This is a genomic window from Methylobacterium gregans (assembly GCF_022179245.1).
GTDB classification, from domain to species: domain Bacteria; phylum Pseudomonadota; class Alphaproteobacteria; order Rhizobiales; family Beijerinckiaceae; genus Methylobacterium; species Methylobacterium gregans.
Map to the genome: position 1 here is coordinate 1 of NZ_BPQM01000122.1, position 25,976 is coordinate 25,976.

General features: G+C 66.4%; 22 protein-coding genes, 1 other RNA gene and 1 pseudogene. 8 read left to right on the forward strand and 16 right to left on the reverse strand.

The features are described from left to right. Positions 1 to 381: 381 nt before the first annotated feature. The gene (pgeF, locus tag MFF54_RS21215) at positions 382 to 1,146 is read right to left on the reverse strand and encodes a peptidoglycan editing factor PgeF (protein WP_238306001.1); all 765 of its coding nucleotides are present in this window, start codon (positions 1,144 to 1,146) and stop codon (positions 382 to 384) included. Between the two features lie 177 nt (positions 1,147 to 1,323). On the opposite strand from pgeF, the gene MFF54_RS21220 reads away from it, so the two are divergent. Continuing rightward, positions 1,324 to 1,524, forward strand: a complete 201-nt coding sequence (locus tag MFF54_RS21220; protein ID WP_238306003.1) for a hypothetical protein — start codon at positions 1,324 to 1,326, stop codon at positions 1,522 to 1,524. Here MFF54_RS21220 and MFF54_RS21225 read toward each other — a convergent pair. The 6 genes from MFF54_RS21225 to MFF54_RS21250 form a co-directional block, all read right to left on the reverse strand. Next, the gene (locus MFF54_RS21225) at positions 1,521 to 2,618 is read right to left on the reverse strand and encodes a class I SAM-dependent methyltransferase (protein ID WP_238306011.1); all 1,098 of its coding nucleotides are present in this window, start codon (positions 2,616 to 2,618) and stop codon (positions 1,521 to 1,523) included. The two genes, MFF54_RS21220 and MFF54_RS21225, sit on opposite strands and share 4 nt — an antisense overlap. After that, the gene (lgt, locus tag MFF54_RS21230; protein ID WP_238306020.1) at positions 2,615 to 3,511 is read right to left on the reverse strand and encodes a prolipoprotein diacylglyceryl transferase; all 897 of its coding nucleotides are present in this window, start codon (positions 3,509 to 3,511) and stop codon (positions 2,615 to 2,617) included. The genes MFF54_RS21225 and lgt overlap by 4 nt, the downstream gene beginning before the upstream one ends. Positions 3,512 to 3,619: 108 nt before the next feature. After that, positions 3,620 to 3,943, reverse strand: coding sequence for a YbaB/EbfC family nucleoid-associated protein (locus tag MFF54_RS21235; RefSeq protein ID WP_238306029.1), 324 nt, complete (start codon positions 3,941 to 3,943; stop codon positions 3,620 to 3,622). 58 nt (positions 3,944 to 4,001) lie between these two features. Then, positions 4,002 to 5,864, reverse strand: a complete 1,863-nt coding sequence (locus MFF54_RS21240) for a DNA polymerase III subunit gamma/tau (RefSeq protein ID WP_238306037.1) — start codon at positions 5,862 to 5,864, stop codon at positions 4,002 to 4,004. Positions 5,865 to 5,945: 81 nt separating this feature from the next. After that, positions 5,946 to 6,044, reverse strand: an RNA gene (gene ffs, locus MFF54_RS21245) — signal recognition particle sRNA small type. Between the two features lie 227 nt (positions 6,045 to 6,271). Then, positions 6,272 to 6,529: a PepSY domain-containing protein gene (locus tag MFF54_RS21250; protein WP_238306040.1), complete on the reverse strand. Its 258-nt coding sequence runs from the start codon at positions 6,527 to 6,529 to the stop codon at positions 6,272 to 6,274. A 177-nt stretch (positions 6,530 to 6,706) separates the two neighbouring features. On the opposite strand from MFF54_RS21250, the pseudogene MFF54_RS21255 reads away from it, so the two are divergent. Further along, positions 6,707 to 7,552 (forward strand): annotated as a pseudogene (locus MFF54_RS21255) (YifB family Mg chelatase-like AAA ATPase); the annotation flags it as partial. Between the two features lie 224 nt (positions 7,553 to 7,776). Beyond that, the gene (locus MFF54_RS21260; RefSeq protein ID WP_238306042.1) at positions 7,777 to 9,600 is read left to right on the forward strand and encodes a hypothetical protein; all 1,824 of its coding nucleotides are present in this window, start codon (positions 7,777 to 7,779) and stop codon (positions 9,598 to 9,600) included. Between the two features lie 42 nt (positions 9,601 to 9,642). Here MFF54_RS21260 and MFF54_RS21265 read toward each other — a convergent pair whose 3' ends face one another. The 5 genes from MFF54_RS21265 to MFF54_RS21285 all read right to left on the reverse strand — a co-directional run bounded on the left by MFF54_RS21265 (position 9,643) and on the right by MFF54_RS21285 (position 14,088). Beyond that, complete coding sequence (locus MFF54_RS21265) at positions 9,643 to 10,392, reverse strand: hypothetical protein (RefSeq protein WP_192282243.1); 750 nt, start codon at positions 10,390 to 10,392, stop codon at positions 9,643 to 9,645. 86 nt (positions 10,393 to 10,478) lie between these two features. Then, entirely contained in the window at positions 10,479 to 10,976 is a 498-nt protein-coding gene (locus tag MFF54_RS21270) for a helix-turn-helix domain-containing protein (RefSeq protein ID WP_238306044.1), read from the reverse strand. Between the two features lie 389 nt (positions 10,977 to 11,365). Further along, positions 11,366 to 12,016 carry a hypothetical protein gene (locus MFF54_RS21275; RefSeq protein WP_192282241.1) on the reverse strand — a complete coding sequence of 217 codons (651 nt, stop codon included), beginning with the start codon at positions 12,014 to 12,016 and terminating at the stop codon, positions 11,366 to 11,368. A 5-nt stretch (positions 12,017 to 12,021) separates the two neighbouring features. Then, a complete protein-coding gene (locus MFF54_RS21280) occupies positions 12,022 to 12,837 on the reverse strand; it encodes a hypothetical protein (protein ID WP_192282240.1) in 816 nt (271 codons plus the stop codon). Positions 12,838 to 13,197: 360 nt separating this feature from the next. Then, a complete protein-coding gene (locus tag MFF54_RS21285) occupies positions 13,198 to 14,088 on the reverse strand; it encodes a 3'-5' exonuclease (protein ID WP_238306046.1) in 891 nt (296 codons plus the stop codon). A 340-nt stretch (positions 14,089 to 14,428) separates the two neighbouring features. Here MFF54_RS21285 and MFF54_RS21290 point away from each other — a divergent pair, with 340 nt between their 5' ends. Both MFF54_RS21290 and MFF54_RS21295 read left to right on the forward strand, forming a co-directional pair. Continuing rightward, positions 14,429 to 14,884, forward strand: a complete 456-nt coding sequence (locus tag MFF54_RS21290; RefSeq protein WP_238306047.1) for a LexA family protein — start codon at positions 14,429 to 14,431, stop codon at positions 14,882 to 14,884. Continuing rightward, a complete protein-coding gene (locus MFF54_RS21295) occupies positions 14,881 to 16,170 on the forward strand; it encodes a Y-family DNA polymerase (RefSeq protein ID WP_238306049.1) in 1,290 nt (429 codons plus the stop codon). The genes MFF54_RS21290 and MFF54_RS21295 overlap by 4 nt, the downstream gene beginning before the upstream one ends. Before the next feature lie 61 nt (positions 16,171 to 16,231). Here MFF54_RS21295 and MFF54_RS21300 read toward each other — a convergent pair whose 3' ends face one another. Next, complete coding sequence (locus tag MFF54_RS21300; protein WP_238306051.1) at positions 16,232 to 18,199, reverse strand: DEAD/DEAH box helicase; 1,968 nt, start codon at positions 18,197 to 18,199, stop codon at positions 16,232 to 16,234. Between the two features lie 69 nt (positions 18,200 to 18,268). Between MFF54_RS21300 and MFF54_RS21305 the strand changes: the two genes are divergently transcribed. The 3 genes from MFF54_RS21305 (at position 18,269) to MFF54_RS21315 (ending at position 19,741) form a co-directional block, all read left to right on the forward strand. Beyond that, on the forward strand, positions 18,269 to 18,529 hold the full coding sequence (locus tag MFF54_RS21305; RefSeq protein WP_238306061.1) for a hypothetical protein: 261 nt from the start codon (positions 18,269 to 18,271) through the stop codon (positions 18,527 to 18,529). Between the two features lie 173 nt (positions 18,530 to 18,702). Beyond that, positions 18,703 to 19,263 (forward strand): hypothetical protein, encoded by a 561-nt coding sequence (locus MFF54_RS21310; RefSeq protein WP_238306063.1) that lies wholly within the window; start codon positions 18,703 to 18,705, stop codon positions 19,261 to 19,263. After that, positions 19,247 to 19,741: a plasmid fertility inhibition factor family protein gene (locus tag MFF54_RS21315; protein ID WP_238306065.1), complete on the forward strand. Its 495-nt coding sequence runs from the start codon at positions 19,247 to 19,249 to the stop codon at positions 19,739 to 19,741. Before MFF54_RS21310 ends, MFF54_RS21315 begins: the two co-directional genes overlap by 17 nt. 237 nt (positions 19,742 to 19,978) lie before the next feature. Here the strand turns inward: MFF54_RS21315 and MFF54_RS21320 are convergent, their stop codons facing one another. Genes MFF54_RS21320 through MFF54_RS21330 form a run of 3 tightly spaced genes read right to left on the reverse strand, consistent with a single transcriptional unit; the run spans position 19,979 to position 25,831 of the window. Further along, positions 19,979 to 21,058, reverse strand: coding sequence for a GIY-YIG nuclease family protein (locus MFF54_RS21320; protein WP_238306067.1), 1,080 nt, complete (start codon positions 21,056 to 21,058; stop codon positions 19,979 to 19,981). After that, entirely contained in the window at positions 21,051 to 23,144 is a 2,094-nt protein-coding gene (locus tag MFF54_RS21325) for a DEAD/DEAH box helicase (RefSeq protein WP_238306068.1), read from the reverse strand. The genes MFF54_RS21320 and MFF54_RS21325 overlap by 8 nt, the downstream gene beginning before the upstream one ends. An 11-nt stretch (positions 23,145 to 23,155) precedes the next feature. Further along, complete coding sequence (locus MFF54_RS21330; protein ID WP_238306069.1) at positions 23,156 to 25,831, reverse strand: class I SAM-dependent DNA methyltransferase; 2,676 nt, start codon at positions 25,829 to 25,831, stop codon at positions 23,156 to 23,158. Between the last annotated feature and the right edge of the window lie 145 nt (positions 25,832 to 25,976).

The window sequence follows — 25,976 nt, forward strand, 5'->3', positions numbered from 1 at the left end:
CGGCGGCGGGGCGGCGCGGCGCGGCAGGTCGGCGGCGAGAGCCGAGCCGGCGGCGGTGACGGCGACGAGCGCGGTGGCGCTCTTGAGCAGGGTCTTCATCATCTGGTCCTCACACTCGACGCGTGCCGCCGCGCCCTCGCGACAGGTCGGCACTGGGCCTCGATCGTTCAGGGCTCCTTCGGGTTGGCTTGATGCCCTGCCGCGCGCCGACCGCTTGTGACGGCCCCTTGTGGCGCGCTGCCCTTGTTCCCGGGGGATACCTTGACCATAAAACACGCCTCCAATGGTCAAGGTTCCGTTGCCGACACGTTTTTTTCCGCGACCAGTTTGACAAAGTGTCGCAGCTGTCCGGCCGCTGCTTCCACAGGCCGCGGCTGAGCTTCAGGGAAGCAGCGCGATGGCCGAGATCAGCCGGCCGTAATCCGGCTCGCCGCGATGGGTGGTGCGGCGGAAGCTGTAGAAGCGGTCCGCGTCGGCGTAGGTGCAGAGCCGCAGGGCTGCCGCCTCGCCGATCCCCGCCTCGCCGAGGCGGGCCAGGATGAAGCCCGGCAGGTCGAACTGGGCGTGGTCGGGCCGCTCGGCCGGTGCGAGGAAGCGCTCCATGCCGGGAGCCTCGGCGGTGAAGCGGGCGACGAAATCGGGTCCCACCTCGTAGCTCGGCTGCTCGATGGTCGGCCCCAGCACGGCGACGATGCTGCGGCGCTCGGCCCCGAGGCGCTCCATCGCCGCGACCGTGGCGCCGATGATCCCGCTGAGCGCGCCCTTCCAGCCCGCATGGGCCGCACCGACGACGCCGTTCTCCGGATCCGCGAACAGGATCGGGCCGCAATCGGCGGTGGCGATGCCGAGCGCGAGGCCTGGAATCCGCGTCACCATGGCGTCGGCGCGCGGACGCTCGGCGAACGGCGCCTCCACGGTGACCACCTCGGCGGAATGCACTTGGTAGAGGCTGACGAGGCGATCGGCTGGAACGCCCAGCTGCGCGCACATCCGGGCCCGGTTCTCGGCCACGCGCTCCGGCACGTCGTTCGAGCCGGTGCCCCCGTTCAGGGAGGCGTAGAGCCCCTCCGAGACGCCGCCCTGCCGGGTGAAGAAGGCGTGGCGGATGGCGGCGTGCCCGCTCAGTTCCGGCGCTTCGATGACCATGGGCGGGCTTCCCGGCAGGTGTGGGTGTGTGTGGCGACGCGAACGGATCACGCGCGGTCCGCCTCGATAGCCGAACCGGACGCCCGAGACGACGGTTGATCACGCAGGAACCGCGTGGCCGGAGCCGCATTTCGATGCGGCCGGACCGCCGGGGTCCGACTTCGGAGGAGGTGGACGATGTCTCAGAGGATCAAGCCCGACCGCCCGATCTGGCCGCCGCTGCCGGAGACCGAGGTCCGCGCCGTGCCGTCGTCCGGGCCGGCCGAGGCCGCGCGCGCCGCGACACTGCAGGGCGGGAGCGGACCGGGGGCGGCCGGACCGCAGGCGCAGCGGGTGGCGACCGCCACGGTGGAAGCCTTCGGGTCGCTCGCCGGCTAGCGTGCCGAGGCCCTCGCCCCGGCTTCCGGTGCCGGGAGGGCCGGCAAGGAACCGAGGCGCGGGTCGGCCAGAGCCAGCACCTTGAACAGGCTCCCCATGCCGCGCTCGGCCGGATCGGTCAGGCGCTCCGCGGCGGCGTCGATCGCCCGGGCCTGATCCGCGCCGGCCCGGGCCTTCAGCCGCTCGGCGCGCGCGGCCAGCCCCATCGCCAGCAGGAAATCGCGCTGCGTCGCGGGCCCGTGCACCGCGGCACCCTCGGCCGCGGCGGCCCGGGCGAGTGCGGCGAAATCGACATGGACCGTGAGGTCGGCCTCGCCCGGGGCCGCCAGCGGGTCGGCGAAGGCGTGGCCGGCGAGCGCCTGGAGCGTGTCGCCGAAGCCCGGCCGGACATGGCCGTAATCGATCGCCAGCAGGGCACCGCCCCCCGTGCCGAGACGCCGGCTCACGGCGCGGACGAGGTCGAGCCCCGCGCTCGGCAGGGTCATCAGCGCGCCCTCCGGGGCCTCGGCCTCGATTTCCGGCAGTGTGTCCGGCGCCAGGCCGAAGGCGAGACGGCCCTCGACCAGCCCGACGACCCGTTCGCACCAGCCGCGCCCGGTCCGCTGGAACTGGCGCACCGGCAGGCAGTCGAGGAACTCGTTGGCGAGCACGATCATCGGCCCGGCCGGCAGGGTGTCGATCCCGCCGTGCCAGACGGCGCCGGTCCCGGCGAGCCGCGCCTCCTGGGCCGCCCGCAGCACCGGGCTCGTCTCGACGAGATGCACCGCGGGGCGCGCGCCCGGCGCCGCAGCCCGGAGCGCCCGGAGCGCGTCGGCCATCAGGGTGCCGCGGCCGGGACCGAGCTCGACCAGGGCGAGATCCTCCGGCGCGCCCATCTGCTGCCGGACCAGCGCGACCCAGACGCCGATCAGCTCGCCGAACATCTGGCTGATCTCGGGCGCCGTGGTGAAGTCGCCCCGGACGCCCAACGGGTCGCGGGTCCGGTAGTAACCGTGCACCGGGTGGCCGAGGCAGAGCGCCATGTAGCGGTCGATGCCGATCGGCCCGGTCTGCCGGATCAGCGCGGCGATCTCCGCGCCCAGCGGCGTGCTCACGCCTCCAGCGCCCGGTCGGCGATCGCGGGCGCCTCGACGGGGTGGCGCGGGCGGGTCCAGCCCCGGGCGGCGAGCACGATGTAGGCAAGGCCGACCAGCGCCATCGGCACGCAGAGCAGCATCCCCATGGTGATGCCGCCGCCGAGCGGCCCGAGATTGTCACCGAACAGGAAGCCGAGCTGCCGGTCGGGCTCGCGGAAGAACTCGCAAGCGGTGCGGGCGAGCGCGTAGCCCAGCACGAAGATGCCGCCGAGGAGCCCCGGCCGGCGGAAGCCGAAGCGGCGCACCGCGAGCGCCATCACGATGAAGAGGAGCAGGCCCTCGGTCGCCGCCTCGTAGAGCTGGCTCGGGTGCCGGGGCAGGGGGCCGCCCGTGGGGAAGACGACCGCGTAGGCGAAATCGGGCGCGACCCGGCCCCAGAGCTCGCCGTTCACGAAATTGGCGATGCGGCCGAAGAACAGGCCGATCGGCACCACGACCGCGCCTATGTCGAGCAGGTTGTAGCCGTTGAGCTTGCGCACCCGGGCGAAGAGCAGGAAGGCCAGGATGGCGCCCAGGAAGCCGCCGTGGAACGACATGCCGCCGTTGCGGATGGCGAAGATCTCGACCGGGTCCGAGAGGTAGAGCGGCAGGTTGTAGAACAGCACGTAGCCGATGCGGCCGCCGAGCACGACGCCGAGCGCCACCCAGACCACGAGGTCGTCGATGTCGGCGACGCTCGGGCGCCGCACCACGCCCCAGAGGGAATCGGCCATGACGAGGCGGCGGGCGTAGTACCAGCCCCCGATCAGCCCGGCGATGTAGGCGAGGGCGTACCACTTGATGGTGATCGGCCCGATGGCGAGGGCAACCGGGTCGATCGCCGGAAAGGGCAGGGCGAGGAGCGGCGGCATCGGCGCGCTTTCGGCTGTGTCGGAAGCGCGGGCTGTGGACCCGCGGGCGGCGCAGCGTCAAGCCACCGAGACCCCACGGTGCCGTGTGGGCGGGGTCCGGCCCGCTCCCTAGAACGGCAGCTTCATGCCCGGCGGCAGGGGCAGGCCCTTGGTCAGCTCGGCCATGCGCTCCTGCGCCACCTGCTCGGCCTTGCCGCGGGCGTCGTTGATCGCCGCGACGACGAGATCCTCCAGGATCTCGCGCTCGTCGGCGACTATCAGGCTCGCGTCGATCTGCACCGCCTTGGCCTGGCCCTTGGCGGTCATCGTGACCCGCACGGCGTCGCCGCCGGCAGCCCCCGTGACCTCGACGGCGTCGAGCTCGGATTGCAGGTTGGCCATCTTCTCCTGCATGGCCTGAGCCTGCTTCATGATGCCCATGAGGTCGCGCATGCGGCTCGTCCCGTCTTGTCTGTGATGGCTCGGATGTAAGGCGCTGCCCCGCGCGGCGCTACGCCTCGTCGTCGCCTTCCGCCTCGGCGGCGTCGGCCTCGCCCAGGATCTCGGCCTCGGCGGTGGCCGCGCCCTCGGGCGCGAGGTCGCGCACGTCCACGATCTGCGCGCCGGGGAAGCGGGCCATCACCTCGCGCACCAGCGGGTGGGCGGCGGCGCTCTCGCGGCGGCTCGCATCCGCCGCGCGGCTCTGCTGGTCGAGGGTGGAAGCGCCGTCCTCGCGCACGGCTTCCACCACCCAGCGCTGCCCGGTCCAGGCCTCGATCGCCCGGGCGAGATCGACGGCGAGCGTCCTGCGCCCGCCCTCGGCGAGGCGGAACGCGATGTGGCCGGTCTCGAAGCGCACGAGGTGGACGTCGCGCTCCAGCGCGGCCTTCAGCAGGATGTCGCGGCGCTCGCCGGCGAGCGCGACCACGTCCTCGAAGCGGGCGAGGCGGGGCGGGGCCGGCTCCGTGGCGACCGCGCGCACCGGGGACGGCGCGGGCTCGGGCGCCGGCACCAGCGGCTGGCGGACCGGGGCGACCCCGCCGCCCATCGCCGCGCGGGCCGGGGGGTCGGGCCTCGGCTCAGCGCTGAGGGTGGGGGCAGGGGGCAGCGCCGGACGCGCGGCCGGCGCCTCGCCGCCGCCAGCGAGCGCCTCGGCGCGGAGCTGGCGCAGGGCCTCGTCCGGGGTCGGCAGGTCGGCCGCGTAGGCGAGGCGCACCAGTGCCATCTCGGCCGCGGCGAGCGGGCGGGGCGCGGCCTGCACCTCGGGGAGCGCCTTGAGCAGGATCTGCCACGCCCGCGAGAGCGCCCGCACCGAGAGCTTCTCCGCGAAGGCCGTCCCGCGGCCGCGCTCGACCTCGCTCAGGGTCGGGTCGGCGGCGGCCGCCTCCGGCACGAGCTTCAGGCGGGTGACGAGATGGGTGAAGCCGGCGAGATCCGAGAGCACCACCGCCGGGTCGGCGCCGGACTCGTACTGCGCGCGCAATTCCCCGAAGGCCGCCGGCACGTCGCCGCGCATCGCCGCCTCGAACAGGTCGACGATGCGGCCCCGGTCGGCCAGCCCCAGCATGTCGCGCACGCTCTGGGCCGAGACGGTGCCGGCGCCGTGCGCGATGGCCTGGTCGAGCAGCGAGAGCGCGTCGCGCACCGAGCCCTCGGCGGCGCGCACCAGGGCGGCGAGCGCCTCGTCCTCGACGCCGACGCCCTCGGCGGCGCAGATCTTCTTGAGATGGGCGGAGAGCACGTCCGCCTCGACCCGGCGCAGGTCGAAGCGCTGGCAGCGCGACAGGATCGTGACCGGGACCTTGCGGATCTCGGTCGTGGCGAACACGAACTTGGCGTGGGGCGGCGGCTCCTCCAGGGTCTTCAGGAAGGCGTTGAAGGCCTTCTCCGAGAGCATGTGGACCTCGTCCACGATGTAGACCTTGTAGCGGGCCGACACGGGCGCGTAGCGGATGCCGTCAATGATGCCGCGCACGTCGTCGATGCCCGTGTGCGAGGCGGCGTCCATCTCCAGCACGTCCATGTGCCGGGATTCCATGATGGCCTGACAGTGGGTGCCGAGTTCCGGCATCGTCACGGTGGGGCCGGTATCGGGCGCGCCCGCGCGGAGGTAGTTCAGGCCGCGGGCCAGGATGCGGGCCGTGGTGGTCTTGCCGACGCCGCGCACGCCGGTCAGCATCCAGGCCTGCGGGATGCGGCCGGCCGCGAAGGCGTTGCCCAGCGTGCGCACCATGGCGCCCTGGCCGATCAGGTCGTCGAAGTTCTGGGGGCGGTACTTGCGGGCGAGCACCCGGTAGGGCGCCGCCGCCGCGGGGGCGGCCGGAAATCCGGGGAGCCCCGGCTCGTCGTCAGGGGTGCCCGTGCGCGCGTCCATGCGACCATCTGGGGAGGCGCCGGGCGACCGCTTCCGACCGCGCGGGTCGCTGCGGTCCGCGATGCGCGGTGCATCGGAAAAGGGTGGGAGGCTGGACGAAGACCCGCTCGGGCTCGTTAGGGCTGCTTCCTTCCGGACCTGACCCGGTTGGCGAGTGATACGTCCCTCACCAACCCCCCGCCGCCTATATGGCCGGACGGTTCGCCGGATGCAAGCCGGGCGCGGTTAAGCCGGCGCGTGGGGGCGGCCGTGCTGCAACGGAGCGACGGCCGGGGAAATGGCGATGCGGATCGCCCGGGGCGGGCTGACCACCCGTCTGCAGGGCCTGCGCCCCCTGAACGAGGGGACGCCGGCCACCGGTGCCTTTCTGCGCGCGGATCTCAGCACGGGTCTCAGCGCGCGCCAGGTCACTCGGCCTTGCGCTTCACGATGGCGAGGCTCTGCGGGTCGAGTTTGAGGTCGAACTTCTTGCCGGCGGCGTCGATCGCGTCGTCCACCTCGATCATGCCGTCGTCCAGCTCGATCTCGTCCCACTTGGTGAAGCCCTCCTGCCGCAGCATGGCCTCGACCTTGGCCTGCTGGTCGGGCGGCAGCTTCTGATCGGCGTGCGCCAGGGTGCCGAGGCCGAGCGAGAGGACGGCGGCGAGGATGAGGGTCTGGCGCATGCGATCATCTCCTGACGTGTGGTTAGAGTGCGGAACCCGCTCCGGTTGTGCGGGTCCGGGTGCAATGAACGGATCGGCGGCCCGCCTGTTCCTGAGCCGGCTCATCAGATCGCACGGCAGATTGTCAGGGCTGACGCCCACGCTTAGGTTTATCCTCCCGGTCTGAGGATCTTCCGCATGGTCACCCGCGTCGCCACCGTCGCCTTCGAGGGGATCGAGGCGCGCGCCGTCGACGTGCAGGTGCAGATCATCCCGGGCTCCGTGCAGTTCGCCGTGGTCGGCCTGCCCGACAAGGCGGTGGCCGAGTCGCGGGAGCGGGTGCGGGGCGCGCTGATCGCCTCCGGGCTGGCCCTGCCGGCCAAGCGGATCACCGTCAACCTCGCGCCCGCCGACCTGCCGAAGGAGGGCTCGCACTACGACCTGCCGATCGCGCTGGGCGTGATGGCGGCGATCGGCGCGATCCCGGCCGACGCGCTGGGCGGCTACTGCGTGCTCGGCGAGCTCGCCCTCGACGGCACGATCACGGCGGTGAACGGGGTGCTGCCGGCCGCGATCGCGGCGGGGGCCCGCGGCCTCGGGCTGATCTGCCCCGCCCCCTGCGGGCCGGAAGCCGCCTGGGCGGGCGGCGACCTCGACGTGCTGGCGCCCCGCTCGCTGATCCAGCTCGCCAACCACTTCAAGGGCAGTCAGGTCATGGCCCGGCCGGAGCCCGCGGTCGCGGCCTCCGCCGGACCGCTGCCGGACCTGCGCGACATCAAGGGCCAGGAGGGCGCCAAGCGCGCGCTGGAGATCGCGGCGAGCGGCGGCCACAACCTCCTGATGAACGGGCCGCCCGGGGCCGGCAAGTCGATGCTGGCGGCGCGCCTGCCCTCGATCCTGCCGCCGCTCACCCCGCGGGAACTCCTCGACATCTCGATGATCCAGTCGGTGGCCGGCGAGCTGCGCGGCGGCGCCCTCTCGACCCGGCGCCCGTTCCGCCAGCCGCACCACTCGGCCTCGATGGCGGCGCTGGTCGGCGGGGGCTGTCACTTCCAGCAAACGCTGCGACTGATCTAAAAACTCTGCGACTGGCCAAGCTGCCTCGGGCGCTTGTGCGCCATTCCGCCGCACCTTATCCACAAAGGCCTTAGTGATCCCCGGTCCTCCGCTCACGTCGCCGCTAAGCGTCCGCAGCGCCCGTCAATTCCACGGGATTTTAAGCACCCTTCGTCAACCCTGCGGCACCAACTCGTGCCGTGGGTCTCCGTGTGGCGTCGCGCTCGTTCAAGATGTCGGGGCTTCCACAGGAGGGCACGTGGCTTATCCGCTGGATCGACGGCTTCGTCGATCATCCGGCGTCCTTGTCGAATCCGGAAATCGAAGTGGCACTTGAGCGTCTCCCGGACGATCGCTGGGATGGTGTGACGTTTGCGGAAGCCGTCGCGCGGAATGAACCCGCGCGCAGCAGCGACGACCGTCCGATGGAGAGCGTGATCTGTCGGCTCCATGCAGGGGCGATCACGGGGCTGCATCTTGGCGCGGTCATTCACAAGGGCGACCATGTCGGTCGGCTCGACGCGCCGATCGTGCCTTTTGGCGTCGATCTCCCGGGCGATCTCCTCGCCCTGCCGCCGACTGATCAAAACCTCGGGCTGGTTCACGCGGGCACGAGGATCGGGGGGCTCATCGGCGGCGACAGCGAGCGCGCGTTGGTCCCACGCGACCTCTATCGGACGTTCCTGATTCCGCGCCTCGTCACGCCTGTGAAGGTCTCCGGTGGCGTGCTGATCCTGCCGTCGTCGGTGGTGATTCGGGCTTTTATTTCGCCCATCGGCGCGGTGGTTCGCGACCTCGTGCGCCGACCACCTCAGCCGCTGCCTCTCACGCCTCAGCCTCTTCTCTACTCGGTCCTGGGACCCGGGACGGGCGTGATGCAGGACGGGCGATGGCGGGTGGCGCTCGATGCGAAGATCCACGAGCGTCATGCGCCGTTGCTCGCCAACCTCCACCGGACCTTTAGCGAGCATGGGTTCCTGGCAGCGGAGCGCGTGTTCGACGGCGCGCGCAGCGAGCCGCCGCGGCTCGCGGGCCCGCTGCCGTTCACCGACTGCATCTTGCACATGCGGGTGCACGTCTACGAGATCGCGCCGGGTCATTGGCTGGCGCTGGATGTCGAGAGTGCGCGGTGGCCGTACGACGAGCCACGCGAGATCGACGTCGTGCGCTGGGTGCGCGAGGGCGAGCGCCCTGGCGACGTGCTGTATCGGCCGGGCGGTCGGCCTGGACTGGCGGACGATGGCCAGATCGACGTTCTCTCGCAGGAGGATGCGCATGAGGGCGCGGATTTGGCGATGTGGGCGACAGGTGGCCCGGCATGGGAGGCGCTTCCCGTTCGCCATGAGACCCGAGAGCCTTATCACCGCGACGAGGAGCGCTGGGTCGGGGTGAAGAGCGGGAACCCGAGCGAGGTCGGCTCGCTGGGTGGTACGGGGCCTCACGGTGACGTCGAGGCGGTCACGTTCGATCAAGGTCCCAAAAAGCCTTCGCAGATCGAGCCGATCGCGCGGTTCGAGGAGATCCTCGCGCTTTTCGACGAGCTTTGCGCGCCAGATCCACGAGAGCGGAGAGGGACGATCACGTCCGCGATCCCCTGTGTTCAGGGATTAGAGGTAGACCGGATCATGGCTGGCAATTGCCCGGTATGGCGATTTCGGAATAGCCCCAACAAGCCCGACAAGCCCAATCCCTGGGTCGTGTGGAACCCTGGGGCGATGCCGGAGCGAAGCCGCACGGCCCTCGTCTGTCGGATCCCGGTGCCAGGGCATGGCGATGCAACGTGGTTCGAGATCGAGGGCCGTACGGCGAACGATCTCTACCGGGCGCTGATCGTGGGGCGTCTTTTGTGCGATGCGGAGATCATCGCGATCCTGGACGCTGTGAGCGAACAGAACAACGTGCTTCACGTCGATTACGGTGCGATCCTTCCCCATTGCCCGCCGCCCGCCCTGTGGAAGCATGGGCGGGTCAAGGAGACGGGGCGGCTGAGTGCGAAGAGCGCCTGGGCAAAGCTCGTGGCGGCGTTCGGCGGCTGATCCGAGGGGATCGGTATCCCTGTTCCGCGGGTGTAACCCGGATCAGACGCTGGTCTTGTCAGCATCGCCCGCCGTGAGTTCGGCGATCTTATCGAGCACGGCCTGCCGGATTTCGGCGGCGTCGTTCATTCCAGGAACGGCTTGGATCTCGGCCGGGGTCGCTCGTGCGAGCGCGGCATAGTTCGTGAGACCAGCCCGCTTCCTGACCGGGGCGGTTGCGGCATCACCGCCGAGCTTGCAGGTGGCGAGGCGTTCGAGCGCATCGCTGTCGGCCTCAGGCACGAGACAGGTCCGGTCGCGTTCCTCGGGGCTGATGGTTGAGCGCTTGAGCAAAACCTTGAGCGCGTTGGTGAGCGCTTCGGCCGCTCGGATCTTGGCAACGCGGGCGGCAGAGGCTTGCGAGCGCGCTTGGGCGGCGCGGTCGCGCTCGATTGCCTTGAGGACGCCGTCTCGCATGTTGCCCACGAGTTCCGACTGTGCGCCGGGCAGGGCGAGGATTTCGGCGGGCGTCGCGCGGGCGAGGGCGGCCATGGTCAGGAGGCCGGCATCCTTCATGGCCTGGCGGAAGGCGGGTTCGCCAGTGAGCCGATGGCGTACCAAGGCCCCGAGATCCGCCGCGGTGGCTTCAGGGACGAGGCAGGTTCGCTCGCGCTCCTCGGCGCTGATGATCGAGCGCGCGAGCAGAACCTCGAGCGCATCGGCAAGGATCTGGTCCGGCGTGCGGCGGGCCTTGCGCTCGGCCGGTTGCGATCGCGAAGGGCCCCAGGTCGAGAGCCATGGTGTGTCGGTCATGGATGTCCTCGTGGCGCTGACACGCGGCAGATCAGCCTGGACGCTCGCTCGAGGTGCGCGATTCAGGCAAACTGCTTGTCCAGCCTTCAGATGGACGCTTGAGCCCCCTGGGTCATCTTTCCTTTGTCCGAGGCGGCCAATGTGCAGTCCACGGCACCGAACCGGATCGGGCAGAGGCCGAGTGTCTCGGCGAGTTTGACTAGGATCGCCATCGGCATGCTGCGGCGACCGTCCTCGACGATGACGATGTCGTCGAGGGAGACCCCGGAGCGCGCTGCGATATCCTCGCGGCTGAGCCCGGCGGCGGCGCGGGCCTTCGGTAGGATTTCCTTGGCCTGGCACCCTCGGCGAACGATGCCGACGCTCAGGCGGTCCGGGATCTGGCGCAGGATCTCCCAGCCGAAGGCCTCGTAGGCTTGCTGGGCGCTGATTTTCAGCCCTCCCGCGTCCGGGCTGTCATGGGCGATCGCGGTGTGGCAGCGAACGAAGCGCTGCGAAGATTGGCGTGCCCTCTCGGCCGGCGTTTCACCCGGTCCCGGCCCGAACACGTCGTCGAGTTCGAACGGGTCTGCATTTTCAATCATGGAATGACGGCCTCAGAGATCCTTGATCTCGGCAGAAGCCTTCGCGCGAAGCCAGGATCCCCTGAGCTCGGATCGACCCTGAACGACGACGCGCTCGCTGGCGCGAATGACGTAGGGAGAGCTTGAGAATTCGGACAGGTACTGAGCGTCGGTCGTTTTTGTTCTCTCAGACATCGTGTTTCGATCCGTTTTGGTTGCTGGAGGCGCAGGGGGATCGCGCAAGCCTGATGTCGCATGAAACCCGGTCGGCCGAGGGGCCGTTCCAGACCGCGTCCGGTTAAAGCGCGCCCCTGGCTTCTCGGCGCGATCATCCGAGCGCCTGAGCGGAATGAGTTTCTCGGCCAACCCGAAGCACGTGTACGTTGTGTTGGAAGGGACGCAGGTGGCGTTCAGTCCTCGGCTGGCTTCAAGTTGGTTCGGGCGAATGTTTTGCGGATCCGGTCCTGCTCCCGCCAGGCCGGGAGATAGGCAACGGCCTCGGCAATCTGTTCGGCACTCCAGAAACGGCAGTTCGTCGTCTTCTCGAACGTCGTTTTTTTGATGAACAGGTGCGGGAGTCGCCCGTCGGAATCCCATCGGTTTAGCTCGGACGACGTGCACTGGAGTTGTCTGCGCACGTCGTCCGACCTAAGCGCAGTTTTGCGCATGGCAATGGCTGCCGTGCGCTCAGGGCCTGTGGCGATGCGGTCGCGCTCTTCTGAGGTCAATCCGGCGAGGGCGGTGATCCGCGCAAGCCCGGACAGAAGCGCGAGCGAATTCTGGAGTTTGCGAAGGCGCGCCTGTTTGCGTGCGTTCTCGGCCTGCTGCCGCGCCTCGGCCGCATCGGCCTTGTCCCGCGCGGTCCGGAGGACCTTGGCCGCGTGGACGTCACCGATCTTTCGGCCGTGCTCGGCGAGCGGGATCGGCAATTGGTTGAGGAAGGCCTCGCTGCCGGCGCGCTCGGGTTCCTGGACTACGACTTTGCCGAGGTAGAGTTTGGCTTTGGCGGGATCTATGGTCCACAGACGCATCACGCGCTTAAATATGGGATCATCGGTCATGTGGCTCAAATCCGTCCGGTGAGACGCGCGTAGGCGTCCCGGATTGGCGTGTGGATGCGCTGCCCATCGCGTGAGAGGATCCACTGGCCCTCGCCACGGCCGCAGAGGCGCACGGTGCCGTGCTGGTCGATCACCCGGAAGATCCCGGGCGCGAGCCCGCTCTGGTCGTCGTGCAGGACGGCCACGCTGATATGACCGCGGATCTCGCCGCTGCCATCGAACAGGCGATGGCCGGGCGAGGGTGGCGACAGGGCGTCGATACCGATCCGCGAGAGCGGGAACAGGCCGGCGCGATCTTGCGCGTCGTAGGTGATCGTTATCTCGTCCTGGTCTGCGTCGTCATCCGGCTCGCTGACGACGAGGGTGATGTCGACGCGATCGCCGCGGCTGGTCACGTCCTGGATCGGCAGGATGTCGCCGGGCGAGACTTGCGCATCGCCCTCGCCGTCGGAGCTTTCGACGAAGCCGTGAAGCTGCACCACGACACGGTCGCCGGGCATCAGTGTGCGCACGTCGTCCGCGCGCAACCAGTCCTGGGTTCCCCGAGCGAGGATCGCGGCGACCCAATCCCGGTAGCCGAGGTCGGTGGCTTCGCTGTGCACGGCCGCGCGCCAGTCCTCGCGCAGCAGGCTGGGGTGCTCGAACGCGCGTGCGTCGATCTCGGTTGGCTTTGCGCCCGCGATGAGCGCGGCGATCGTGGCGGCGCGCGTCTCGGCGTCCGTCCGATCAGCGAAGGCGTGGGCGAGACCGCCGGACTGCGCCGCAACCTCTGCGGCGAGACGGACGAGGTCCGCGTAGACGGTATCCTGGAGCGTGACCATGTCTGTCCTCGGATTGGTCGAACCCCACCGGGTTTTATAGGCCCGTTCTTCCCTGGGATTTGAAGCGGGGTCGGCAGATCCGCCGCTTCTTCTTGGGTATTTCTTCTCCGGCGCTACGGCCGGTCCTCAACCGATTGTCAGAACTGTCGGTTCTGTCGCTGTCTTCGGATTGGCCAATCGGGACAGACGGCAGGGGTACGACAACGGGCGTGAGGTCGTCTGACAGAAGGGACGGAAGCGCTGAACCCCGGTCGGCGTCGTACCCGCAGTCGGCAGACGCCTTCGTCATCCCCGCCTCCGGATGAGCCTGCAGGACGCTGCAGGCCAGCAGGCCCGCGAAGCTCTTCCGGACGTGTCGTGTCAGAATAGCCGATCCGAGAAGCGGATATAGGCGTCGACCGCGGTCACGAGCGGGGCGATCTCGGGGAAATCGAGGTCCTCCAGGAAGCAGAGCTCGGCCTCGACCTGGTCCACGTCGACTTCCCGATGCCAAGCCCGGTAGCGCCCGTCCTGCCCGGCATTCCATCGGTAGCCGCGCTCGCGCAGGCGATCCTTCACCTCGAATGGGGTTCCGATGGCCCAGATTTTCCGGGTCTCCCGGCGGGCGGCGTCGAGGAGCGTCGTCATCGTGATCGCGTGCGAGCGCGGCAGCGGCATCTCGAGGAGTTCGAGCAGGGCGTAACAATCGTCGAGCGCGCGATGGCCCTCGAACCAGAACGCCTGCTGGTAGGCGACGTAGAACAGCTTGGTGCCCTCGACGCCTTCCTCGCGCCAGGGCACCTGGCTCATCGAGCAGGCCCAGGCCTTGTCCACAAAGACGGTGTTCAGGCGCTCGCAGAAGCGACGGTCGAAGGCGGCGTTGTGGGCGATCACGAGGTCGGCCGAGCCGACGAAGTCGCGCACGGCGTCATCGTCGATGTGCTGCCCCGCAACCATCGCGTCGGTGATCCCGGTCAGCTGCGTGATGTGCCGGGGGATCGGCCTGGAGGGCTCGCGGAAGCTGTGGAACTCGGCGAGCGGGCCCAGGATGGTGCCGCTGGCCGTGTAGGCGAAGCGGAGCATGCCGAGTTCGATGATCTCGTTCTCGTGCGGATCGAGGCCGGTGGTCTCGGTGTCGACGATGACGCCGATCTTCACCTTGTCGGGCAGGGGCCACTCGTAGAGGGGACGACGATCGAGCTTGCGGAGAACCCGGTAGTGAGGTGAGCCTTGCAGAGCGATCGCGTGCAGCTCGGCTTCGAAACGGTCCATTTTGGGCCTCCGGAATCCGAAAAGCCCGCGTTCGCTCCTAGGATTTTGGAGCAGTCCGCCGGGCTTCTGGTCCGGACGTTAACCAAGAACAAAAAGGGAACAAGAGCCTGCCGAGATCGCGTTGCGATCGCGAACGGGTGCGCCGGACGGGGACTTAGCGGGGGGTCTGGACTCGCGTTCGTGGCGAATTCGATTCCGCGTGGTACCCGCCTGGGTCGAAATGCTGTCCCCGATATCCACAGGCTTCCCCAGGCTCGCGCGACCGTTGCCGTCCGCGCTTGCTTCAGCCGGAACCAGCAGCGCATTTGTTCGCGTTCTGTTCCAGAATGGGAGAGGCGCGGTGGGGATCGCACGGATCGAAGAACTCGTGCCCGGTAGCGCCGACGCGGTGCGGATCCCGCTGATCGGGCAGAGCCTCTGTGCGGGTTTCCCGTCGCCGGCCGACGACTTCCTGGAGGGCGCGCTCGAACTGCCGCGCTGGCTCGCGCCGAACCCGCCCGCGACCTTCCTCTGGCGCATCGCCGGCAACAGCATGCGTGGGGCAGGCATCTTCGACGGCGATCTCGCCTGCGTGGACCGCAGCTTGCAGCCCACGGACGGCAGCGTTGTGGTGGCGGCGATCGACGGCGAGATGTCGATCAAGCGCTACCGCCTGGAGGGCAACCGCGCCTGGCTCGCCTTCGAGAACCCGGACCTGCCGGTCTTCGCCGTCGAGGAGCTTCAGGACGGCGTGATCTGGGGCGTCGTGCGGTTCACGATCCACTGGCACACCGCGAAGGCGGCGCTGAAGCGATGAGCCGGGCGATCGCGCTCATCGACGGCAACAGCTTCTACTGCTCCTGCGAGCGCGTGTTCGACCCGAAGCTCGCGGGCAAGCCCGTGATCGTGCTGTCGAACAACGACGGCTGCGCGATCGCCCGGACGGCCGAGGCCAAGGCGCTCGGCATCAAGATGGGCGCGCCGTACTTTCAGATCCGGGACATGTGCCGGGCTGAAGGCGTGCGCGTGTTCTCGTCGAACTACACGCTGTACGGCGACATGTCGGCCCGCACCAACGCGGTGTACCGCGATTTTGCGCGGGACGTGGAGATCTACTCAATCGACGAGAGTTTCTTGGACCTCTCCGACGTGCGCGAGCGGGACCGCTTTGCGCTCGCGCAGGATCTCAGGGCGACAGTGCGCGCCTGGACCGGCATCCCGACCTGCGTCGGCCTCGGGCCGACGAAGACGCTGGCGAAGCTCGCCAACCACATCGCCAAGACGGTGCCGGACCTCGGCGGCGTCTGCGACCTGACCGATCCTGTCCAGTACGACCACTGGCTCTGCCGGATCCACGTCGGCGAGCTCTGGGGTATCGGCCGGGCCTCGCTCGCCAAGCTCGAGGCCATGGGCGTCGACAGCGTCGCCGATCTGCGCGACCTCGATCCCCGGCCGGTGCGCAAGGCGCTCACCGTCGTCGGCGAGCGCATGATCCACGAGTTGCGCGGGCTCTCCTGCCTGCCGCTCGAACTGGTGCCGGCGCGGCGCAAGGGCTGCGCGGTCACCCGCTCCTTCTCAGGCCGTGTGAGCGACCGGGCGACGCTGGAAGAGGCGGTCGCCGCCCACGCCGCGCGGCTCGGCGAGAAGCTGCGGCGCGACGGGCTCGGCACCGATCAGGTGACGGTCTTCTACCACACGAGCGAGCATGACCGCGGCGAGCCGATGCGCTCGGTCTCGACCGTGGTCAGCCTGCCAGAGGCGACGAACGACAGCCTCGCTCTGATCAAGGCTGCGACACACGGCGTCGCCAAGACCTGGCGCGAACCCGGTCAGGTGCCCTGGCGCTACTCGAAAGCCGGGGTCATCACCATCGACCTCGTGCCGCTGGCTGAGAGCCCGCGGGCTCTCATCGGCCGGCTCGACCGCGAGCGGTCCGCGCCGCTGATGGCGGCGCTCGACGCCTGCAACGCGCGCTGGGGCCGCGGTGCCGTCGTGCTGGCAAGGGCCGGGCTCTCGACGAAGCGGGACTGGAACACGAAGTTCGAGATGCGCACGCCCCGGTACACGACGCAGGTGTCGGATCTGCCGGTCGCTTGCGCCTAAATTCCTCAGCTCGGGCCACCGCAGTGACTGCAAGGCCTGAGGATGATTTTAGCTCAAGCCGTCATGCGGCGGCACTCGCCATCTTCACAAGATGCGCGACAGAGAATTTTCGGCGCTGTTGATCGCTGAGCGTCTCAAGAATGATTTGCGTGCCTCCCTTCTCGATCGCGACGACTGTTCCTACAATGTCAGCGATGCGTATCGTCAGCTTCTGAAGACAAGCAGGGAAATCGCTTCGCTTGACGAATGCACTGATACACGGTGCCGAGTAAGATGCAACCTTGATCTGTTCATATCCAGGTGCGCCCGCCATACGCGCAATTCGATCGAGCGTGGAGTTCTCGCGATCGCGCTTTGAGAGAAGCAGGATGGCCTGAGACTTCGCCCGAGATACAGCGACGTTGATCAGGCGGTCGCCTTCTGAGCCTCTAAGAAACGTTCCTGATCCGTCGACAGGATCGAAGATCACGACCTTTCTCTCGCTGCCTTGTGCGCGGTGAACCGTCGAAACGCTGATGCCACGCATATTATTGGCCTTCAGCATATAGCGCAGCAGCGTCTTCTGCGCTCGGAACGGCGTGAGAACAACGATGTCCTCTAATTCGACATCAAAATCTGTCAGATCTCTTATGATCGATACAATTTTATCGGCAGAATCGTAGCGGATAGGTCCGCGATATTTCTGCGACCATGTGCTATCTGTGGAGACTAGATCCACTCTCAGCGGCTTTTGCCGCTCGCCGCGGATAACAGGCAACCGCCTGTGCGCTCGCCAGTCGGGATCCATTTCGGCGTCTTTGGCGACGATGAGTTTGCCGCCGTAAAACACCTTGCTGATGACTTCGCTGATTTCGTTGATCATGCGCGACTGTTCATTCAGAAACACGGTCGGCGCAGCGCGAAAGATAGCGAAAGCTGTGGTGCCGAGATATTTTCTTGGATCGGGATGAGGGCTCCGGACGACCGCCGCCAATTGCTGAGGATCACCGGCGAATAGGACCTTCCGGCCCAGCAAGCTCAGCATCAACGCCGAAGCTCCACCCATTTGGCTGGCTTCATCAACGATGATGATATCGAAATCTTTAGCACGTAGCGCCTCAAACCAAAATGTTGCGGCGGTGGCCGTAATCGCGACGACTTTGTTCGTGGTGACGATTTCTTCAACCCGAACTTTGAGCTTTGCTCTCAGTCCGTCCACCTCCTGCTTCCATACAGCCCAGGCAACGATATCCTTTTTCTCGGGTTCCCTGCCTTCGGTCGCGACAAGCTTATCGAACAGGACCACATCGGAGACGGGAAGCAGATGCTCTCGCCCCTTATACCGCTTCGCCTCAACCCGGCTCCCAATCCTTTTGCATCGTGTGCGAGTCTTTGTCATGCCTGCGGCCACCAGCGCGTCGTCTACGGCAATCAAAGCCTGATCGACTGCCGTGTTGGTGGTAGCGATGATGAGGATGGACGCCGAATGGAGTGCGAGTTGGGTTGCGACGAGACGACCGACGGTCGTCGTCTTTCCGGTCCCCGGCGGGCCGTGAAGCAGACCGATCGATTGGTCTGCCAACTGTAGTGCGTCAGCCTGGGCCCGCCGCAGCCTCACACCCTTTGTGACTTTGCCGCCCTTGGATGGTGTGAACATCCCCGGCTTCGAAGTCATGCGCTCGTTGGCTCGCCTCTGGAGATCTGGCTGTGTCCACAACCCGGCGAGAGCTTCGTAGAAATCGGGCTCGTAGAGCATCAGCACCGTGCCGACGGCCGGTGCGGGCCCGCGTACGAACCGCAGCGTGATGGTGCTAGTTTCGGAGTCGACGGCGAGGCAATCCGCACTCCCTGGTGGCGTTGCCGGCCACCACGCTCGTGCCCCTTCGAGGCTCTCATCTAGTGGTCGATTGTGTCGGTCTCTCACCGGTTCGATCTGAACCTGTAGGAGCCCTCCAATAGGCGCTATGGAGAGGACTTTGAATGGGATCGCATCGCGCGCGACATCCCGTTCGAGCTCAATGGCGCGAGAAACGATCCGGCCGTCCCACATCGTCGCCTCAGAATCGCGAGCCGAAACCGTACTGTTCAGTCACGGGCGATGCTGTCTGGGATCGGAGGTATGGTCAAGCTTTCGTGCGATTCCACTTCAGATACTTGGAGCGTACCGCTTCGTGAGCCGACCATTCCGGCGCTTGGTGGCGGGGGCGACCACGACGAGATCGTGATCGAGACGATCGACGCCTCGGTCTTCAAGCGCTGGCGCGCGGATCCGAACTATCGCCCTCAGCATCTGCAGGCTTGGCACAAGGGCACCGGCGTCGATCCCGCGATGGTGCATACCGCCGTGCTCGCGCACGTGCCGAACACGGCCGTGCCATAGCGAAGCCATCCGTTAGATCTGTCAGCTGTGTTCGCCCCTGGCGGGGGCCGGTGCGGTCGCCTTGCCTGAATCGGTGACCCTAAGCCAACACGGTTCCCAGGGTACACACAAGGCTAAGGTCGTGAGGCTCTGCCGGCTTGGTGCAGGTGGGCGGAGGGAGAAGGGCGTAGGACGTGAACGACGAAGATCCCATCCTGCCGCGGTGCCTGTGCACGTTCGCGCAAGCGGCTCAGGACACGGCACTCCCGGAGGAGGTAATCCGCAAGGCGGTCGAGAACCGAGAACTCGCCTCAGTCCAGGCTTCGTCCGGCGAGATCATGCTCGACGAGCGTGACGTCGAGCGCTGGGCGTCTTGGTACTGGTTCGTCAATGCGAAGCCGGCTTCGAGCGAGACGCTCGATATTTTCATCGAGGCCATCCGCGCCATCCGCGCTCAGCGGTCGGAGGTCTTGGTGTTCGCGGAGGTCCTCGCGGGTATCCAGGCCGACGCGAAGTCCCTGAACGAGGCCCTGATGAAGAATGAGCGTCGCCTCTGTGAGGCCGCCGCGCAACTCAAGCGCCTTCGGGCTGGGCAGGGGGATAGTCGGGTGGCGGCGAAACCGTCAGGCTCAGATGAGGTGGCCTTCGCGTTCGAGGTCGATACCGATCTCCGGCAGCATTACAGGGAAAACTCGATGCCATGGCCATTTGACGAGCCGGGTGCCGGAAGCGAGAGCCATGCCCCGACTTCCTAAGCGTCTGCGCCCGGTCCATTGGACCGTTCAGTCCCTGGAGTACGGCTGGCCGGACGAGGCTGACCCGGATGTCCCGATCTGGATCAGCATCGCGCGGTTCGATGCGCTCTGGCGGCGGAGCGACGAGTACATCGCGCAGGCGGGCGGTGCCGACGACAACCAGCCCGAGAAGTACGCGCGGGCCGGGCAGTGGCTCGGCTCCGGCAAGCGGACATGGATGCCGGTGGTCGGGCTCGACTGCGATGGGCTTCCGACGATCACTGACGGTCGACACCGCTATCTCTGGATGCGCGAGCACGGCGCGTGGTCAATGCCGGTCGCGGTTTCGGCTAGCCAAGCCGAGGCCGTGCGAGCCCTGTGCGGGACACGCTATCGCACCTCTTGGTTCGTCCCACCCCGCACCCGAATGCTACAGCCAGCGATCCTCGCCGGGCTTGGCCTCGCGGTAGCCGGGCTGCTGTGGGTGGCCCGCTCCTGAGTGGAGCTATTGTCAGGATTGTCGGCTTCGTCAGTGCCGGGTGCGACGTCGAGGAAGGCTTGGTCTTTCTCGGTGGAGCACGACTGACATATCTGACGATAGGGCCGGTAGGATCACCTTCACTCGGACGCCGCGCTTTCATCCGCTGCCGCGCAGCGTGACGTGTGTTCGCTTAGCGGGAGGGTTCAGGGCGGCGACAAGCGATCGCCCAACCTGAACCTCTCTCGCCACGCCCGCTCAAGCCGCAATCGTTCGCACCTTCTGCCCGAGAGCAGCGGTCACAGCATCGGCGACGGCATCGGCATCGATCCGGAACCACTCGGTCGCGCTGTGAGGCGTGCCATCCGGTCCGGTGACCTTCAGGGCCACGTGATACGGCCGCAGCTGCTTATGAACCAGGCGCTCGGCTTCCTGGGCCGAGTGCCCCTTGAACTCGTAGGTGTCGACGATCTCGACGTCGGCATACAGGTAGGTCGCTTGCGTGGCGGCCCGGCTGATCCGGTCTTCGACCCGCCCGGCGGTCGTACCCACCTTCAAAAGCCCGGCGACCTCGGGGCGCGGGGACAGCGACCTGAGCACATAGACGTACCCGGTCGACGCGCCCTCAAAAAGCGGACCTGCGCTCGTCGTTGGGATCCGTCGGGCGTCCTTGTCCTCGTAGAGCCTGCGCACGAGAGACGACATTAGGAGATTGGACTCGGTACCGTTCTCGAACACAACGCGCAGGCGTGCATCGTCCTTGCCGTTGCGCTGATGCTTATCGCGGACATCCGCCACCTGGAGCATCTGGCCCTTGAGGACGAAGAACTCGCCGATCTCGACCCGTTCCTGACTGAACGGGACGGGCTTGCGCAGCCGCTCCTTCACGCTCTGGCGCACGCTGTCGAACAGGCCCTCGAACCGATCGAAGTCCTGGCAGGGCACGCGATCCGCGACGTAGTCCGGCGTGGCGCGCGGTTGCAGGGCATCGCGGACCTGGAAGATGTCGGTCCCGTCGGCGAGCAACGGATCGTCCAGAGGATCCGCCGCCTGGCTGGTGCCGAAGACGAGCCCGTGGACGTCGAAGGGCTCGAGGCCCGTGAGGGCCGCCCTGGACGCGCGCAGGCCTGCGAGCTCGTTCGCCAGCATGCGCTCCAGCACGCTCCGCCCCTTCTGCGAGATCGGCTCGGCCCCGTTCTCGGTATAGAACGCGTTGATGCGTGCCAGAACCTCGGCGGCCTGCTCGACGATCGGCGTGCGCGCGGCCCGGACCTTCTCATCGGGCGTCGCGAGGAGCGGGTCGTTCAGATAATCGATGGCGTCCGGGGTCTCAGCCATTGGCGGCTCCAGCGGTGCGGCCGGCATCGGCCCCGGCGAGATCGGCCCGTCGTTGCCGGGCGAGCTTGCGCATGAAGGCGAGGGCGTCGGCGAGACGGACCTCGCGCCCGTTCGGTGAGTTCAGGTTCGGCTCTCGGCCTTCGCGGGCGAGGAATTCCTTGATGCGCGGCATCAGCTTCTCGGCCTCCTCCCGGGTCATCGTCACCTTCATGGCGCGAACCTCGCCGTGGAGGCGGGCGAGGATGTCCTCGTTGAGCTCTTTCGACAGGATCTCATAGGCGTCAACGAACTCGCGTCGCCCGCCGAGGAGGTCGACCTGGAGATCGCGCACGTCGAGGAATTTGTGGGTCGCGCGGATGAAGTTGTCGCCCCCGCCCGGCAACTGCGGGTCTGACGATCCCTCACCACTGCCTGCTGTTGTGGGTTCGTCCAGTCCGAGCGTTAGGGACTGGATGACGCTCGGATCCTCCTTCACGGCTCGCCCCAGCTCCGTCCGAGCCCCGAACAGTGTGACCACGTCCTGGATGACGCTCTCGGGCTGGTGCGGGTATCGCCGGCGGACGATGTCGGTGGTGATGACGTCGTGCATCACGTCGGCATGGTGCGCGTCCGGGTTGAGCATCACCGTGATCGTCCGGGGATCGCTCTGGACGTTGGCGACGAGGTCCGGAAAATCGGCGTCGATGATGCGCTTGGCCTCATCCGACACCATGGGGCCGTTGATGACCTCGATCTCGCCGGCATTGGTCACGGGCTCGGGCTTGCCCGTCTGAGGCTGCTGCCCGGTCATGTCGTCCGACCCCTTGTGGGTGCGGAACTTGAAGGTCGGGGCCATCACCTGCTCCATGAGCAGGGACACCGAAATCGCCTTCAGCATGTCGTTGACGGCACGCGAGACGACGTCGTCCTTCGCGAATGGGGCCGAGACGAGGTTCGTGAACCGTGCCTCGGTCTTGCCCGGCGCGTCGCGGGTCGCGCGGCCGATGATCTGGACCACTTCCGTGAGCGAGCCGCGGTAGCCGACCGTGAGGACGTGCTCGCACCAGATCCAATCGAACCCCTCCTTGGCCATGCCCAAGGCGATGATGACGTCGACATCGTCGCGGGATTTGACCTTGCGGAGCGAGGCCATGACCTTCTCTCGGCCTGGGCCGTCGTCCACCAGGTTGGCGATCTTCAAAATGCGCCGGCCGTTGCGCACCTTCACGAAGCCAGTGACCGGATCGACGCCGAGCGGATCGCCGAGCGTGTCGACGATGGCGTCGACCTCGAACATCTTGTCGGCGACGGCCTCGCTCGATCCCACATGCGGGATGTGGACGATGGTCTTCAGCGCCGGATCCAGGGCCTCACCCATCCGGTCGAGGTAGCGGCCCTGGTAGAAGCGGAAGCCGATGTGCAGCGTCTTGAGGTACTCGTAGCCGTTGAGCTGCTCGTAGTAGGTGTAGATCACCCGCTCGAACCGCGCCTCGTCCTCGGGATGGAGGATCGCCTCGGTGTCGCCCCGGAAGTAGGACCCTGTCATCGCCAAAACGTGGGCGCTGCCGCGGTCCATCAGGCCGCGCAGGAGGGAGCCCAGCTTGTTCTCGTCGTTTGACGAGGCATGGTGCAGTTCGTCCACGCAGATGAGAGCGCCGTCGAAGATCTCGATGCCTGCCCTTGTGAAGGCGAAGCGCAGCGTCGCGTGCGTGCACAGGGCGATGCTCTCGCCGCTGGAGCCGAGGAACTCGATGAGCTCTGTAACCTTCGAGCCGGTCTCCGAGCCGACGCCGCACAGATCGCGGTCGAGCTTCCAGTCTCGGAAGAAGCCCCCGGCGCTGAGCTTCGTGTCGCGGAACGACGCACCGATCGAGCGCTCGGGCACCGCGACGACGACCTTGCGGAGCCCCTGGTTCTGGAGCTTATCCAGGCCGATGAACATGGCCGCGCGCGACTTGCCGGACGCCGGCGGCGACTTCACCAAGATGTACTGGCTGTCGCGCACGTCCCAGACGCGGCGCTGCATGACGCGCATGCCGAGCGCGTCCGTGCGCTTAGAGGATCCGTCCGCCGCATAGCGGAGGGTCGTGTCAGAGAGTTCAGCCACGGCGTTTCCCCTTACGCTCTTCTGCCGAGTTCGTCGGCGATGGCGCGCTCATAGAGCTGGAGCATATGCTCGATCCGGTCGGCGTCCGAGCGGTACTTTCGCGAGCCGAAGATGGCCTCGACGGTCTCGTCGAGTTCCTCGTGCGCCCGGCGCAGATCCGGTGGCATTGTCTTGGGAACATAGAGATCGCCGAGGGTTCGGCCGAACCCTGCTTCTTTGCGAGCGCGATCGATTTCCCACCAGTGCTCTTCGAGTTCGTCTTTTCTGCGATCAGACAGTGTTGGAAGTGGAAATGTGTTCCATACCAGCTGGTTTGAGTATCTAAGCCTATCTTCAAGTTTGCCGCCAACAGTATCTAGCCACAACCGATGCATCCGTGACGAAAGCACCGACGCAGCCCAGATATCACCGTCGTATATTGCAAAAGTGCTATCGTGCGCAATAGATGAGTTGTCAAAAACGTCAACCGGCAGCCAATTCCGACTTTCAGAAGAATGCCTTGGAATTACGATCATATGATTTCTTGCCCGATTTTGCGGGTCGAATGCCCACGGCGTACGTGCCAATTTGACGCTTTGCGCACGAGTGCTGTTCATGCGCAAATCTCTTACAATGTTAAATCTAGAATTAAACGGTTCTATTTTGCGCGCTTGCTCTTCATTGTCGGCGGTGACCCAGATGCACCAGCGCTCAGAGCCTTTAAGCATTTCTCCGCTGCCATAGAGACGCTTGATAAAATTAGACGCCTGCGGAAAATCTGACACTATGGCTTCTCGCTCGGACCTATCTAATAGTAAAGCGTCGCCATTGTTTGGCTGATTGCCAAAAGTCATCGCCGGGAAATATTTCGCGATTGGGCTCGATCTCTTCTCTACGACTGTCGACACATTCGGAGCAAGATAAGGACCAATTGTATCGACATCCCGAACGCTACCTTCGTCGTACAACTTTTTGATCTTCTGCGACGGCGCGCCAATGCCAATAACAACACACGCAACGCCGGCGTTGTTTGAAGCAAGATTTGTCCACTTGAATGATCTGTGCGCGAATTTAATCTCAAGGTCTTTGAGTATGAATGGCCATAACGATGCCACGGAAGCACCTTGAACCAACGAATTGGTTGCAACTAAGGCATATTTGCAACCTGTAGACATGGAATAGATAGTAGATTTGTAGAACCATATTGATACATAATCTAGATCCTTATGGCCCTTGATCTTTCCTCCCATAACACGATCGATATCGCTACGCTGTTCCTTGGTAAGGTTGCGAGCTCCTTTGAAAGGAGGATTGCCTACGACATAAGTTTCCTTTTCCGGGTCTATTGGACAAACATCAAGCCAATCTGCCGTCGCTGAATTAGCGCAAATCACTCGCCCTGCAGCCGTCAGTGGAAGCGCTGGGGGCGCTTTACCCATCTTCTGCCGGAAATTCTCATTGACTTGATACTCAGCGATCCACAGTCCAAGCCGTGCGGTCTCGCAGGCGAAATCGTCGATCTCGATGCCATAGAAGTGCTCGAGCTTGACCACGGGATGTGCGAACTCACCGAGCCGGATGAAGATCTCCATCTCGATGGCGCGCAGATCCTTGTAGGCGAGGATCAGGAAGTTACCTGATCCGCAGGCCGGATCGAATACTCGAATGCGACCAAGACGCTTCAGCAGTTCGTGTAGCCGACCCCTGTTTGAGCCCGCCTTCTCGAGCTCGGCGCGAAGCTCATCGAGCAGGATCGGATTGAGCACTTTGGCGATGTTCGATGGGGACGTATAGTGCATCCCCATTTCACCGCGCTTATCGATATCAACGACGGCTTGGAGCATCGACCCGAAAATATCGGGGTTGATCGTGCGCCAATTGAGCTTGGCACAGGCGAGCAATTGCTTCCGGCAGCGGCTATCGAGCGTCGGCATCGGCGACGTTTCTTCGAATAGGCCACCATTGACGTAGGGCAGCTTGCCCCACCCCTTGGCGGGCTGCGTGCGCTTCGCAGGTTCGGTTGCCATGTGGACGAACGCGCCATCGAGAAAGGCGGCGAGATCGGAGCCGTCGACCTGGGTCGACTGGATCAGGGCGCTCTTGAAGAGGTCCGCCTCGAAGATGCCGACGTCCTCCGCGAACAGGCAGAACAGCACCCGGACCATGAACAGGTTCATGGCGTGCCGGTCGGCCTCGGTGGCCCAATCCGGGTTCGCATCCCTCACGGCGTCGAAGAAGCGGGAGATGTGCTTGGTCGCCCGCACATCCGCCTGACGCTCCGGGGCTGGGACGTAACGCTCATGCCCGCCGAGGGGGAAGAAGAACTCCGCCTCCATCGGCAGGACGTCGACACCCTCATGGATGTCGTCGCCAATCTTCGTGTCGTGGGCGGCGATGCCCTCCCCATCGTAGGCCACCAGCAGGCGAGGCCGCTTCGTTTTGGCTGCGCTCGCAGCTTCGGCCTTCATCCGCTCGAGGGCGCGGTCGGCATCGCCGAGAGCCACGGTCTCGAACCGCAGCATACGGGTCCAGGAGAAGGATCCTGTGGCGGCCTCGTCTTTCAGCTTGGTGATGGTCACGCGCGGCGCACCGACCGCCTCCATCAGGGCCAAGCCGAACTCGCCGCCGACCAGCTTCTGCTGGGCGAGCGCGTCGAAATTCTCGTAGATCTCACTTGGACTGAGCATACGGCCTGGGCTGTGGACCATGGTTTTGGACGGCTCCGTCGATACCATGCCAGTCATGTGAGGGCAGCCAGAGTTCGGCTCATGCCTGGATGATCCACAGATAAGTGTCTGTGATCGTTGGATATTCCGTTCGCGGAGATGCCCGGCGAGGGTCTGGGGGACGCAT

What these genes read in the sequence shown, in the direction of transcription:
- MFF54_RS21295 (WP_238306049.1), top strand. Translation starts at nt 14,881, where the DNA reads ATGAGCCGGGCGATCGCGCTCATCGACGGCAACAGCTTCTACTGCTCC.
- MFF54_RS21280 (WP_192282240.1), bottom strand. Translation starts at nt 12,837, where the DNA reads ATGGTCACGCTCCAGGATACCGTCTACGCGGACCTCGTCCGTCTCGCC.
- MFF54_RS21235 (WP_238306029.1), bottom strand. Translation starts at nt 3,943, where the DNA reads ATGCGCGACCTCATGGGCATCATGAAGCAGGCTCAGGCCATGCAGGAG.
- MFF54_RS21220 (WP_238306003.1), top strand. Translation starts at nt 1,324, where the DNA reads ATGTCTCAGAGGATCAAGCCCGACCGCCCGATCTGGCCGCCGCTGCCG.
- MFF54_RS21315 (WP_238306065.1), top strand. Translation starts at nt 19,247, where the DNA reads ATGCCCCGACTTCCTAAGCGTCTGCGCCCGGTCCATTGGACCGTTCAG.
- MFF54_RS21265 (WP_192282243.1), bottom strand. Translation starts at nt 10,392, where the DNA reads ATGACCGACACACCATGGCTCTCGACCTGGGGCCCTTCGCGATCGCAA.
- MFF54_RS21240 (WP_238306037.1), bottom strand. Translation starts at nt 5,864, where the DNA reads ATGGACGCGCGCACGGGCACCCCTGACGACGAGCCGGGGCTCCCCGGA.
- lgt (WP_238306020.1), bottom strand. Translation starts at nt 3,511, where the DNA reads ATGCCGCCGCTCCTCGCCCTGCCCTTTCCGGCGATCGACCCGGTTGCC.
- MFF54_RS21300 (WP_238306051.1), bottom strand. Translation starts at nt 18,199, where the DNA reads ATGTGGGACGGCCGGATCGTTTCTCGCGCCATTGAGCTCGAACGGGAT.
- pgeF (WP_238306001.1), bottom strand. Translation starts at nt 1,146, where the DNA reads ATGGTCATCGAAGCGCCGGAACTGAGCGGGCACGCCGCCATCCGCCAC.
- MFF54_RS21330 (WP_238306069.1), bottom strand. Translation starts at nt 25,831, where the DNA reads ATGGTCCACAGCCCAGGCCGTATGCTCAGTCCAAGTGAGATCTACGAG.
- MFF54_RS21285 (WP_238306046.1), bottom strand. Translation starts at nt 14,088, where the DNA reads ATGGACCGTTTCGAAGCCGAGCTGCACGCGATCGCTCTGCAAGGCTCA.
- MFF54_RS21275 (WP_192282241.1), bottom strand. Translation starts at nt 12,016, where the DNA reads ATGACCGATGATCCCATATTTAAGCGCGTGATGCGTCTGTGGACCATA.
- MFF54_RS21320 (WP_238306067.1), bottom strand. Translation starts at nt 21,058, where the DNA reads ATGGCTGAGACCCCGGACGCCATCGATTATCTGAACGACCCGCTCCTC.
- MFF54_RS21250 (WP_238306040.1), bottom strand. Translation starts at nt 6,529, where the DNA reads ATGCGCCAGACCCTCATCCTCGCCGCCGTCCTCTCGCTCGGCCTCGGC.
- MFF54_RS21305 (WP_238306061.1), top strand. Translation starts at nt 18,269, where the DNA reads ATGGTCAAGCTTTCGTGCGATTCCACTTCAGATACTTGGAGCGTACCG.
- MFF54_RS21270 (WP_238306044.1), bottom strand. Translation starts at nt 10,976, where the DNA reads ATGATTGAAAATGCAGACCCGTTCGAACTCGACGACGTGTTCGGGCCG.